This is a genomic window from Rheinheimera oceanensis (genome assembly GCF_018831085.1).
Lineage (GTDB): Bacteria > Pseudomonadota > Gammaproteobacteria > Enterobacterales > Alteromonadaceae > Alishewanella > Alishewanella oceanensis.
In genome coordinates, this window is sequence record NZ_JAGPNM010000001.1 from 730896 (window position 1) to 744148 (window position 13253).

Sequence of the window (13253 nt, forward strand, 5' to 3'; positions counted from 1 at the left end):
CAGGCCGCCGTTACAGCGGCCTTTCCTGACCGATGGGAGTTATAGCTACACAGCAGACACAGGAAGTAAAAATGCCCCGACATGCACTGTTAAACAATATCAGCCACCAACACACCCGTGTACTACACCGGTTTGGCGCAGAATACGGCGACAATATTGCCAGCGTGCTGGTGTTTCCTACCGAATTTACCGAACTGCAAAAAGAGTACCCCATTCTGCTGCGCCGTGACACCGGCGACAATCAGTATTATGCCAGTGCTTTATTAGGTTTTGCTGCAGATGAAAATTTGTACCTTAACAACCAGCAGCCGTCTGGCTGGGACGCACGCTATATTCCGGCCAGCATTGAAAAAGGCCCGTTTCTGATTGGTTTTCAACGCCAGAGCAGTGATCTGAACGAAGCACCGGAGCCGGTAGTACATATAGATATGGACCACCCCAAAATTAATGAGCAATACGGCCAGCAATTATTTTTGCCGCAAGGTGGCAACAGCCCTTATCTGGAGCATATATCTGCCCGGTTGCAGACAATTCATCAGGGGCTGGCTATAGCACCGGCGATGTTTGCTGCTTTTACCAAACTGGAGCTGATAGAGCCGGTCAATATTGAGTTCAGCCTCGATAACGGCGAAAAATACCGTTTAACCGGCAATTACTGCATTAATGCAGCCCGTTTGGCTGCACTACGTGGCACAGAGTTAGAACAGCTGCATCAGGCCGGCTTTTTGCAACTGGCGTATGCCATTGTTAACTCAATGAGCAATATCCGCAGCTTAATTGAACGTAAAAATCAGCTTAACCGGCAACAGGCCGCCACTGTAAGCAACAAGCCATTATGAGCAAAGCATTATGCTGAATATTAGCCGCCATTGCCGTATTGTTGACATTTGCCAACCCGGTGTTTTACCGGCAGAAATCGTCAACGCCAAACAACCGGTGGTGCTAAAAGGCCTGGCAAAACACTGGCCCATGGTACAACTGGGGCAGCAAAATCCGGCCTTAGTGGCCGATTACCTTAACAGCCACTATAACGGCCAGCCCACCCAGGTATATTACGGCGAACCCGGCCTGAACGGCCGCTACTTTTATAACGATGACGCCACCAAACTAAATTTTACCGTTAGCTTAGGTAAAGTTGATCAGGTGCTACGCGATATACTGGCCTGGCAGCAGCAAGCACAAGCGCCGTCGGTTTACATTGCCTCTAACCTGCTGCAAAGCCACTTTCCTACCCTGCCCGATCAGCATAATATGCAGCTGCCCAAACCTGAGCTGGGCTATGCCACCGAGCCTGACCGCATCAGCATCTGGCTGGGTAACCGCTCACTGGCCGCCTGCCACTATGATACCTCTGAAAACCTGGCTTGCTGCGTACTGGGTACACGCCGTTTTACCCTGTTTCCGCCAGAACAAATCAGTAATTTGTACCCCGGGCCACTGGAACCGACACCAGGCGGCCAGGCCATCAGTATGGTCGACTTTAGCAAGCCGGATTTACAGCGTTTTCCTGATTTCCCCAAGGCTGTAGCGGCTGGCCAGATAGCCGAGCTGGAACCGGGCGATGCACTGTATTTACCCAGCATGTGGTGGCATCAGGTAGAAGCGCCGGGCACATTTAATATTTTGATTAATTACTGGTGGAGCACCGCCCCGCGTTATACCGGCTCAGGCATGAACCTGTTGTACCACGCCCTGTTGTGCCTGCGCGACAAGCCAGAGCATGAACGCCGCGCCTGGCAGGCGCTGTTAAATTACTATGTATTTGACGACCCCAAACAAGCCGGGCAACACCTGCCTGAAGCCGCCCGTGGTGTATTGGGCGGGCTGGATGATATGCAGGCGCGGCAGCTCAGAGCCATGCTGCTAAACCGGTTAAATCGCTAAAAATATTATAAAAATCACAGGGAGCAGACCATGCAAAACAATACAGTTAAAAAAGTGGTGATCGCCGGTGGCGGTACCGCCGGTTGGGTAGCCGCTGCCGCGCTGTCAAAACGGCTAAAAGGCTTAATTGATGTGGTGCTGATAGAATCGGAAGAAATAGGCACTGTCGGCGTGGGCGAATCTACCGTGCCACCGGTACAGCTGTTTCATAATTTGCTTGGCATAAACGAGCAGGAGTTTATGCAGGCTACCGATGCCACCTTTAAACTGGCCATTTCATTTGAAAACTGGGGCCGGCCGGGCGACCATTATTTCCATCCCTTTGGCGTAACCGGCAAAGGCAGTTTTCTGAGTGATTTTCAGCACTACTATTTACACGGTTTAAGCCAGGGCATAACCGAACCTTTTGGCGACTATTGTTATGAGTTACAGGCGGCCAAACAGCATAAATTTGCCAAAACCGAACAATCCACCATTAACTATGCCTACCATCTGGATGCCGGCCGGTATGCCCGCTTTTTACGCCGTTTCAGCGAAGAGTTAGGTGCGGTGCGTATTGAAGGCAAAATTGCCCAGGTGCAGCAGCATGTTAACGGCGATATACGTTCTGTAGTGCTGGAGTCTGGCCAGGAAATAACCGGCGATTTGTTTATCGACTGCACCGGCTTTCGCGCCTTGTTAATAGAGCAAACATTAAAAACCGGTTACGAGCGCTGGGATCACTGGTTACCGTGCAATAAAGCGGTAGTAGTGCAAACCGAGCCCGGCCCTACTGTGCCGCCTTATACCAGAGCTATCGCCCATGACAGTGGCTGGCAGTGGAAAATTCCGCTGCAGCACAGAGTTGGTAATGGTTTGGTGTATGCCAGCGATTATTTGTCCGACGACAAGGCCAGACAGCGTTTACTCGATGGCCTCGAAGCTCCGGCCATTATGGAACCACGGGTACTGAGTTATCAAACCGGGCGGCGTAAAAAGCTCTGGCATAAAAACTGTGTGGCTATTGGTTTATCCAGTGGTTTTATTGAACCGCTGGAATCAACCAGTATTTTTCTGTTTATGAGCGGCATTATCCGCTTACTGCGCTTATTTCCGTTTAATGGTGTAACACCGGCCTTAACTGATGAATATAACCAGCAATCTATTACTGAAGTAGAGAAAATCCGCGACTTTATTATTTTGCATTACCACCAGACCGAGCGTAACGACAGCCCGTTCTGGGACTATTGCCGCACTATGACGATCCCGGATTCACTGGCACACCGCATAGCCTTGTTCCGCGAAAGTGCCCATGCTTTTCAAACCGGCGATGAGATGTTCCGGCTCGAATCCTGGAGCCATGTGATGCTGGGGCAGCGGTTACAACCACAAAGTTATCATCAGTTGGTGGCGGGCCTGAACAACGGCGAATTAAGCCGCCACTTACAACAGATCCGTGACACCATTAACAGCGCCGTGCACCGGCTGCCGTCACACCGTGACTTTTTGCGCCAGTACTGCCCGTCTAATCTGACATAGCTGCAGTGCTGAATAAGTGCTGATATAAAAATGCAGATCACCCGGCTGGCTACAGGCAAAGAACAATCGCCATTGCTGGTGGTAGATAATTTTGTGCCACAGCCGGAAGCATTAGTTGAATATGCCTGTGGCCAGCCATTTTTGGCCAATTCACCTTATTATCCGGGCGTGCGCTCAGCAGCGCCTGAAAGCTATCGCCAGTTTATGCTGCAAAACCTGCAGGCTATGTTAATAGATTACTTTGCCCTACCGGCAACGGCGCTGGGCTTTTCGGTGTGCCATTTTTCGCTGGTAACTACGCCACCGGCACAACTCAAACTGCTGCAACGTATTCCGCATTTTGACACGACAGAAAAACACGCTCTGGCGGCGGTGCATTATTTATTTCACGGCGATCAGGGCGGTACAGCGTTTTACCGCCACCGCAAAACCGGCTTTGAAACTATTGATGACAGCCGCACTATGGCGTATTACCGCGCGCTGGAAGCCGAAAACGATGGCCCCAACCTGCCCAAAGCCAGCGATGGTTATATTGGCGGCGATACCGCATTATTTGAGCAAATTGGCGCGCAGCAAGGCATCTTTAACCGGCTGATTATTTACCGCCGCCATGCATTACACAGCGGCATTATTACCCCAAACACCAGCTTATCCGCCAACCCACGTTTGGGCCGGCTAACCATTAGCAGCTTTATCGATATGCAGCCAGAGCGTGGCTAAATACTACCGATACTTTGCTAAACGGCTTAACCCGAACTTGCGCCACCAGCAAAAATGTCAGCTGTACCGATAAGTTATTGTAAGTTTTAAATAAGCGGTGTAGTGTTTTGTACATTTACAAGCACAGGTTAACCCGTGTTTAATTGCGGGTAGAACCGGCGAATAAGTGTTAAGCATCATGATAGATCAGCAACATATCAATAAATATGCGGAATGCATGGAGGAGATCAAGAAACGAACCGAAGTCATTCGAGCGTTTCTCGACGGCCGTTGCAATGCCCTGTATAAACAAACAACAGCTGAATCTATTTGCCTTCAAGTACGAAAAATACTTGAGCTTATAGCTTTGGCATCACTTGTAGCCAACAAAGAAGAATATGCAAACATCCGGGCTAACTTTTCTAAAGATTGGCACGCCAAAAGAATCCTGCAAAGCATCCAGGAAATAAACCCAAACTTTTACCCATCTCCAAGTACTCAGATCCTTGATAAGGTCACGGGAAAAGTTTTAGAAGTAAAGGCTATCAAGTCAGGCTTTCTCACCAGAAAAGACTTTGAAAATATCTACGACCGGTGCGGGGGTTTACTTCATGCTCAAAACCCTTTTGCCGCCTCCAAGGATATAGACAACTTCTTAAAAATAGTACCTTCTTGGTTAGACAAAATTAAAACTCTGCTAAACCACCATCAAGCTCAGCTAGTACAAGACGACCTTCAGCTTTGGGTGGTGATGCAATCTAAAACAGATGGTAGAGTTCAGGTTAGTCTTTTTCAGCGGGTCAGTGAAAATGTTTAAAAATAAATGGGTCACAATAAACGTAATAAACGGGGGTCAGATAAAAATTAAATAGCTGATAGTTTAATTTTTATCTAACCCTAATAATTCAAATTCGTGCAGTATATATAACAGGCAAAGGCTGCGCACCGCTGCTTTGGGCACTGTGTATTCATCAGGAGTAAGTATGCCAAAGAAAACTGTTGTTGGGGAATATCAGGGCAGTAAGATTATCGTGGAAAACACTTGGTTTGGGGGTGCAAAGCTTTTCCACAACAATGATCTTGTGGCAACCAATAATGACTTTTTTGCCGTTAAGAAGAGCGTCCCTCTAATGAGTGGGATAATCACTATTAACGGGGTTGAGCATCTGATACAGGTTTTCGGATATGCGCTCATCACAGTTAAGCTTCAAATAAAAATAAATGGAGAATATTTGGCCGGTGATAGATTTTAAGTACATAAGCAAAGGCAACATTATTCTCGCGAGGCTTGAACTCGCTTCGCTCGGCTGTTGCTTTGTTCGTTAGGTACCTTCGCACATTTTCACTTATCAAGGTTATAGCAATTGAATTATAAAGACAGATGTATAAATGCAGTCAAGAAGACCAAAGAGTTCGGTCTTGAAATTGATCAAAGCCCCATTCCTTTTTCAAAGCCGATATCAAATTCGAAGCGACAGAAAATTTTATTTAATAGCGCATGGGCGTTAGAGTCAATCGGCTATCTCACGTCTTTTGATTTAGCGCAAAAATGTATTCCAGTACATCTAATGCTTAACCAGTTTTTAAAAAAAGAATTGGGAGTTGTAAGCTATATAACCATTGGTGATAGGTTTTGGAGTAATAGTGAGATCTACTGTGAAATGTCATATGATAATATTCAAAAAGAGCTTAATACCCCTCAAATAAATTCACCAATCAATGCACATATATGGCTAACTCTATCTGACGGAAGTATTTTGGATTGCACTTCCGAAGCTCACTTGGATATATTGGAAAATCGAGGGATTTATCCAACACACCAGTGTATTACGTACATAGAAGCAAATAGCAAACAAAATGTACTGAGCGGATATCATCGTCCATACTTATTTGGCTCCGATTTTCTGATAAAAACTGGAGCAGCTCCTGCGGTACTTTGTAAACCAGCTAACCTATGAAGCGGCACATAACAAACTACTCAACCGGAAAAATTACTCGCTGGCGCTCCCAATTTCCGGTGAGTAAAGCGTTAGCAGGTTTTCGGGAGTTAATGCCTTTGGCCAGTGGCTTTATTCCGGTCGCGATCACTTACCACCTTGCTACAGCTGCAATTACTTTAGCTGGTAAATAAAGGGTGATGCCGGTAGTCCTGCGCTGTTGTACAGCACTGCATCCGGGTTATCGGCCCAGGCGTAGCGTACTTGTACCGGCGCGGTAATATCAGCATGCGACAGCGCTAATTGTTTACCCTGCAGCTGTACCTGCGCCCAGCAATACTTGCCGTCGCTGCCGGCGATGGCAAAGCTCTGGCCGGGTTTTAGCACCAGTTGCTGATCAAAGCTAAGCAGTAATTTATTGCCCTGCGCCTGTACCGACACCAACTGCGGCCCCTGATACTGCACATCTTCGCCAAGCGCCACCGCCCGCGCCGCCAGTGCCAGGCGCTCTGCTAAGGTTTTTTTATCTACCGGGTGAATATCGTTCCACTCGCCGGTATCAATCGCCACCACCACAGCGGTATCAGGTTCGGTTAAGCTCTGGCGCTGCGCTTCGCGTAACCCGGCCCAGTGGCTGTCGGTGGGCTCTGCTGTTTTTTCCAGATAATTAGCCAGCTGCACAAATAAAAACGGTAATGGCTGTTGCTGGCCACTATTTTGCGCCCACTTTAGCCGCCAATCGCGGATCATCGCGGTAAAACGCTGCTGATACTGCGCGTACTGGCCAACATTAGATTCGCCCTGATACCAGATCACGCCTTTAACCGGCAAATAAGTTAACGGCGCGGTTAAGCCATTAAATAAGCCCAGCGGTTTCCAGCGGATAAAGGTATCACCGGGCAAAGGCTCTGCTGTGGCGGAGCTTTGCATTTTCCACGGCCCGGTTAAATCCAGCTTGCTGTTATCTGTGCCAAGCCAATAAGGTTTATCCGGCATTAAGCCGGTTTTACCATTGGTGGCGATAATACGCACTGCCAGCAGGTTGTTACCGGCTTTAAGCAGGTTGTCAGGTAAGGCATAACGGCGCGGCGGGTACTGATAGGTGGTATTGCCCACTTGCGTGCCATTGATATATACCTCGTCGGCATCGACAATAGAGCCCAGGCGCAAGGTATTGGCCTGTGCCGCCTGTTTGGCAGTTAACTGCACCGTTTTACGTAACCACCAGACACCGGTAAAAGGCTCGGGCCGAAAACCCGGCACGTTAAAGGTGGCCCAGTTGCTGTCGTCCAACGCGGTACTATACCAGGGTGTTTTACTGTTTAAGCCCGCATCACGCTGCTGTAAATCACCATACCAGTTGGCATTTTTTGCCTTATCGGCTTCGGTAACTGCCTGGATCAGTTTATCATCGCGAAAACGGATGCCTTCAGCCAGCGCATCAGGAAATGGCTGCAGCGCCTGCTCGCTCATCCAGGCTTCAACCGGCGAGCCACCCAGCGCATTATTTAAAATACCGATGGCAACGCTGCTATGTGCGGCAACAGAATGTTCAAACAGCTCGCGGGCAAAATAAAATGCCAGCGCAGAAAACTCGCTAATAGTGTCCGGGCTGGCAGCAACCCAGTGGCCGCTGCTGAAATCCTGCTGCGGCGTTTTAAAATTGTAATGTTGCGGTACTTTAAACTGGCGGATTAACGGATAGCTGGCGGCGGTTAAATCCTGCGGATAGGCCTCGGCCAGGCGTGCCATCTCCATTTCCATATTAGACTGGCCCGACGCCACCCAAACATCACCAAAATAAATATCCTGTAGCGTGATCTGGTTATGGCCGTGAAAGCTCAGCTGATAAGGCCCACCGGCAGCTTGTGCTGGCAGCTTAAGCTGCCAGCGGCCATTGGCAGGCTTTGCCTGCCCCACGGCTTTGCCATTAAAGCGCACTTCAACTGTTTCATCCTCAGCGGCCCAGCCCCACAATGTAATAGTGGTGTCGCGCTGCAGCACCATACCATCGCTAATCAGCTTTGGCAGGCTGATATCAGCAATTGCCAGCGGGCTAAGCAGCAGTGCAATATATAAGCTGGCGTGCTTAGCCCAGACGGTATAGCCAGCAAATTTTAGTTGCCGCATGTAGCATTGCCTTCATTTTGCGCCAGCCGCACATTGGCCAGTTGTAATACCAAGCCAGCACCAGCTTGCAGCACCATTGGCCGGGTAACTTTACTGATATCAAAAGCGCTGTCGGCTTCACTAAAGCAGCGCAAGGCAATTTTCATACTCTGCCAGCCCTGGCCCTGCATTTGCGCCAGTTGGCCGCTGATATCAATATTGGCACTGCAGTTGTCGCCGCATTGCATGCCAAGCGTAGTGTTACTGTTGCTAAGTGCCAGCACCTGATATTCCAGCTCCAACGCCATATCACCGTTAGACTGGCGGGCTAAATCCAGCACTACTCCATCGGCATGGGTTAGCAACACTGTACCGGGTTGCACAAAACTGAGTGTAACCGAGTCTTCCTGCTGCAACCGGTCTGTGGCAGTGGCGGTTATTGCGCCAAGGGCTGAGGTATGCAGGGCGTCTGTTACCCGCGTGATCTGGCCCTGATCGAGCAATTGCAACTGCCAGGGTGTTACGGCTTTGCCTGCATGCAGATAACGGCTGGCATTGAGCATTTGATCAGCGCTGATCCCGGCCTCTTCATGCAATTGGCCAACTGTGGTGTTGTCGCCGTAGTTTAAACCATAGCCATAGGCAAACAGCGGCTTGTAGCCCGCATCACCTACATTAAGCGGCTCGCCTTTGGCGTTATCCGGCCAGGAGAATGACAACTTACCCTGAAAATCGTGCTGCACTTCACCTGCGGGCGAGCGGAACAGTACATCGGCCACAGCACCACCTTCGCTGCCGGGTAAAAACGCTGCGACAAAAGCATCAGACTGATTCAGCTCAGGGTTTACCCACAACGGCCGGCCGGATAAAAACACCGCTACGGTAGGAATACCCTGGCTTTTTAGTTGGGTAAGAATTTGCAAACCGCGGTTGTCGTCAAACGCCAGATGGCTGCGATCGCCAATAAACTCGGCATAAGGCTCTTCACCAAATACTACTATGGCAACATCAGGCCGCTGGCTGTAACGGCCATTTTCGCTAAGCTCAACACTGCCGCCCCCGGCGGTAACCGTTTGCAGGATACCGGCATAAACAGACTCGCCATTAGGGAAATCGCTGTTGGCATTACCCGAGCCCTGCCAGCTTAGTGTCCAGCCGCCGCTTTGCTTACCAATATTGTCGGCACCATCACCCGCCACCAGTACCCGGCCAGTAGTATTTAACGGTAACAACTGTTGATTATTTTTCAGCAATACCAGAGATTTACGTGCAGCCTCCCGTGCCAGTGCCCGGTGCTGTGCATTGCCCAGCAGTTCATAACGCCCGGCCAGTGGCCGCTCAGACGGTTTTACCTGCTCAAATAAGCCCATTTCTGCCTTAATGCGCAGTATGCGCAGTACGGCTTCATCCAGCCGCGCCATCGGCAGGCGGCCGTCTTTTACCTGCGCCAGCGTATTGGCGTACAGTGCCTGCCAGCTGTCCGGTGCCATATACATATCCAGCCCGGCAATAACCGAGGCCGCACAATCTGTTGGCGTACAACCGGTTATCTGGCCGTGGCCGTTCCAGTCGCCCACTACAAAACCGTCAAAGCCCATCCGGTGTACCAGTACGTCTGTCAGCATAGGGGCAAAACCGTGCATTTTATCGCCATGCCAGCTGTTGTAAGACGCCATTACCACGCGCGCACCCGCCTTAATGGCACTGTAGTAAGGCGGTGCATGTATGTCGCGCAGCTGCGCTTCTGTATCTATATTGTCGCCCTGATCTTTACCGCCTACGGTACCGCCGTCACCCAAAAAGTGTTTTACCGTAGCCAGCATATGCTCAGCACGCAAAAAGTCTGCGGCGCCCGGCGTACCCTGAATGCCCTGCAGAATATATGGCGCATAGCTGGCGACCAGTGCAGGGTCTTCACTGTACGATTCATAAGTGCGGCCCCAGCGATCGTCACGCGCTACCGCTATGGTTGGTGCAAAGGTCCAGTCGAGCCCGGTTACCTGCATTTCAATGGCGGTTGCACGGCCAATAGCATGCAGTAGCTGTGGCTCGCGCATGGCTCCCAGGCCAATATTATGCGGAAAAATCGTCGCGCCTTTTACATTGCTATGGCCGTGCACGGCATCGGTACCCCAAATCAGCGGAATATAAGGCCGGCCGTCGCTGGTGTCGGTACTGGCCTGCCAGAAGGCATCGGCCAGCTGCAACCAGGCCGCTGCACCAACACGGTTATCACGCCCCGGTGCCGAGTTGCCACCGTTTAGCACCGAGCCCAGATAATAATCCCGCGCTTGCTGTGGTGTAACCGAGGCAATATCGGCCTGAATAATCTGGCCGACTTTCTGCTCCGGCGTCATCTGGCGGAGCAAAGCGTTAATTTTGTCTTCTATCTGCTGATTGCGCGCAATCGGCGCGCTTTGCAGCGGCCAGTTTTGCGGCTGGATCTGTGGTTTTTCTGCTGCCTGGCTGCTGCCATCAGGTGCCTGCCCGGCACAACCAACCAGCGCCAAACTGCAGGCTAACGCCAGTGTCAGTATGGCCGACAACTGGCCACTGCCCTGATATCGCTTGCTTTGTTGCATAATTCCTCCCGCTGTTGCGGTTAATCCTATTGTGATATGCCCACCGCAGTTACTTATTGCTGATCACGGCCTGGCTCAGATACGCCTTATTGTTAGCTACTTCAGTCACGTCACCTTTGATAACAAAACTGCCTGTTAAGCGAATGTCTGCCGACGAACTGCCCAGCATCAGGCGGATTTCGCCCGGCTCTACTACCCAGCGCATGCTCTGGTCAAAAAAAGCCAACAGGTTAACCGGCACAGTAAACCGCAGTGTGGCCTGTTCGCCGGGTTTAAGGGGTACCCGCTTAAAGCCGGTTAACTGCTGCACCGGCCGGGTGACACTGGCCTGCGGGTCGTTAACATATAACTGCACCACCTCAGTGCCCTGACGCTGGCCACTGTTTTGTACCGTCAGGCTTATTTGCACTTCACCGTTGGCACGGGCGCCGCTGGCATCAATCTGCAAGTTGCTGTAGGTAAAGCTGGTGTAGCTTAAACCATGGCCAAAAGGATACAGCGGGCTGATATCGTCAAATAAATAGCCACGTTTAGCAGAGACTTTATGGTTGTAATAGCTGGGAATATGGCCGGCACTGCGCGGGAATGTCAGCGGCAACTTGCCAGACGGGTTAACATCGCCAAACAACACATTAGCGATAGCCGTGCCGGTTTCCTGGCCCAGATACCAGGCTTCAATAATTGCCGGTGCGGTTTCGGCCAACTCGCCAAGCGCCAGCGGCCGGCCATTAGTCAGCAGCAGCACTACCGGTTTGCCGGTGGCCAGTATTGCCTGCGCCAGCTGCTGCTGGTTACCTACCAGCTCTAAACTGGTACGGTCGCCCAAATGGCTTTCGGCCCAGGCTTCGCGTGATAAGCCCTCGTTTTCACCTAACACCAGCACCACTGCATCGGCGGTTTTTGCCAGTGCCACGGCTTCATCCAGCAGGCCTTTACGGTCGTTATCGGTCGCCAGCGCTATAGGATCGTAGTTCCAGCGCTGCATTGAAAATGTACCGGCCGCCTGGCTGCGCTGGCGGATATCTGAGGTAATAAAAGCCTGATTCTGCTCTTGCGCTTTAGTTGCTGTTAAGGCTTTGGTTAAAACAGTGCCGCGGGCAAACTGCACTTGTGCTTTGCCCTGCAGTTTTTGTTTTAAGCCCTGATAAATACTCACCGTCTGGCGCGGAATACTGCTGTAACCACCCAGTAAAACTTCATCGGCATGCGGGCCAATAACCGCCAGCTTGCTAATTTTTGCGGCATTTAGTGGCAAAATGCCGTTATTTTTCAGCAACACCATCGACTTTTCAGCCACCCGCCGGGCAAAGTCGCGATCTTTAGCGGCCCCTACCAGCGCATTGGCCTGGCTGGCATCAACATAGGGGTTGTCAAACAAACCCAGGCGGAATTTCAGCGCAAGTACGCGGCGTACTGCGGTATCTATCACGCTTTCGTCTAACTGGCCACTTTGCACCAGTGCCGTTAAGTGCGGGAAGGTTTTCGGATCCGGCGTTTCCATATCCACTCCGGCCAGCAAAGCGGCTTTAGCCGCTGCGGCCTCGGTGTCGTACAAATTATGGCGGCTGTTCAGCTCTTCGATGGCAAAATAATCGCTGACAATAACGCCGTTAAAACCCCATTCTTTGCGCACTATGTCTTGCAATAAGGCGCGGTTAACATGCGAGGGAATACCGTCGATTTCATTGTACGACGCCATAATACTGGCGGCATGTGCCAGCTTTACGGCGGCTTCAAACGGCGGTAAAAACACCTCATGCAGCTCACGCGGGGCTATGTGTGCCGGGGCAATATTTACCCCGGCCTGCGGCTGACCGTGGCCGGTAAGATGCTTTAATGTGGCCACCACTTTATCTGGCGCAAACTGGCCGGTTTTACCGGTTTTGCCCTGAAAGCCCTGTACTGCTGCTACCCCCATGGCCGACATCAGGTACGGATCTTCGCCCATGGTTTCTTCAATCCGGCCCCAGCGCGGATCACGGGCAATATCCAAAATGGGCGTTAAGGCCCAGTGTGCCCCGGTAGCGCGCATCTCGCGGGCGGCCAGCGCATATACATCGTGCATATCTTCCGGTGACCAGCTGCTGGCCAACGCTATTGCCTGCGGAAAACTGGTGGCATCAAAGGCGGCATAGCCGTGTAGTGCTTCTTCGTGCATCAGCGCCGGAATACCCAGCCGGGTGTTTTCTTTTAGCCAGCGCTGCAGTGCATTGTTAAACTCTGCGGTTTGTTGTGGTGTTTTAAATTCACTCGGCCGGCCGATATGGCCAATGCCCAGCGGGATAATTTGTGCTGCTTTGCCGGGTAAAAACTGCTGTTGCTGGTTTTCCATACCACGGCGCTGTTGCCATACCGTTTGCAGCTGGGCGACTTTTTCTTCCAGTGTCATGCGGGCCAGTAAGTCGTCTACCCGTTGCTCTGTGCTCAGGCTGGCGTTTTGATATGGCTGTTGCGCTAACACAGTAAATACTGCGCTAACCCCTAATAGTGCTGCAAGCAGTTGCCTGGCCATGCGGTGTCTCCT

At 51.1% G+C, this 13253-nt stretch carries 10 protein-coding genes; 7 read left to right on the top strand and 3 right to left on the bottom strand.

Going from position 1 to position 13253, the window contains the following annotated elements:
* Positions 1-71 precede the first annotated feature (71 nt).
* The 7 genes from J3B89_RS03380 (at position 72) to J3B89_RS03410 (ending at position 6059) form a co-directional block, all read left to right on the top strand.
* Positions 72-839, top strand: coding sequence for a SapC family protein (locus J3B89_RS03380; RefSeq protein ID WP_215396082.1), 768 nt, complete (start codon positions 72-74; stop codon positions 837-839).
* A gap of 10 nt (positions 840-849) precedes the next feature.
* Positions 850-1884: a cupin-like domain-containing protein gene (locus tag J3B89_RS03385; protein ID WP_215396083.1), complete on the top strand. Its 1035-nt coding sequence runs from the start codon at positions 850-852 to the stop codon at positions 1882-1884.
* Positions 1885-1914: 30 nt separating this feature from the next.
* The gene (locus J3B89_RS03390) at positions 1915-3402 is read left to right on the top strand and encodes a tryptophan halogenase family protein (RefSeq protein ID WP_215396084.1); all 1488 of its coding nucleotides are present in this window, start codon (positions 1915-1917) and stop codon (positions 3400-3402) included.
* A gap of 30 nt (positions 3403-3432) precedes the next feature.
* The gene (locus J3B89_RS03395) at positions 3433-4122 is read left to right on the top strand and encodes a DUF6445 family protein (RefSeq protein WP_215396085.1); all 690 of its coding nucleotides are present in this window, start codon (positions 3433-3435) and stop codon (positions 4120-4122) included.
* Positions 4123-4300: 178 nt separating this feature from the next.
* Entirely contained in the window at positions 4301-4918 is a 618-nt protein-coding gene (locus J3B89_RS03400; RefSeq protein ID WP_215396086.1) for a hypothetical protein, read from the top strand.
* Positions 4919-5084: 166 nt separating this feature from the next.
* The gene (locus J3B89_RS03405; RefSeq protein ID WP_215396087.1) at positions 5085-5354 is read left to right on the top strand and encodes a hypothetical protein; all 270 of its coding nucleotides are present in this window, start codon (positions 5085-5087) and stop codon (positions 5352-5354) included.
* A gap of 111 nt (positions 5355-5465) precedes the next feature.
* Positions 5466-6059 (top strand): hypothetical protein, encoded by a 594-nt coding sequence (locus J3B89_RS03410; protein ID WP_215396088.1) that lies wholly within the window; start codon positions 5466-5468, stop codon positions 6057-6059.
* 153 nt (positions 6060-6212) lie between these two features.
* On the opposite strand, the gene J3B89_RS03415 is transcribed toward J3B89_RS03410, so the two are convergent.
* The 3 genes from J3B89_RS03415 to J3B89_RS03425 are packed head-to-tail and all read right to left on the bottom strand — an operon-like array spanning position 6213 to position 13241.
* A complete protein-coding gene (locus J3B89_RS03415; RefSeq protein ID WP_215396089.1) occupies positions 6213-8168 on the bottom strand; it encodes a sialate O-acetylesterase in 1956 nt (651 codons plus the stop codon).
* On the bottom strand, positions 8156-10729 hold the full coding sequence (locus tag J3B89_RS03420; protein WP_215396090.1) for a glycoside hydrolase family 3 protein: 2574 nt from the start codon (positions 10727-10729) through the stop codon (positions 8156-8158). Before J3B89_RS03420 ends, J3B89_RS03415 begins: the two co-directional genes overlap by 13 nt.
* A gap of 49 nt (positions 10730-10778) precedes the next feature.
* Complete coding sequence (locus J3B89_RS03425) at positions 10779-13241, bottom strand: glycoside hydrolase family 3 N-terminal domain-containing protein (protein WP_215396091.1); 2463 nt, start codon at positions 13239-13241, stop codon at positions 10779-10781.
* Positions 13242-13253 lie beyond the last annotated feature (12 nt).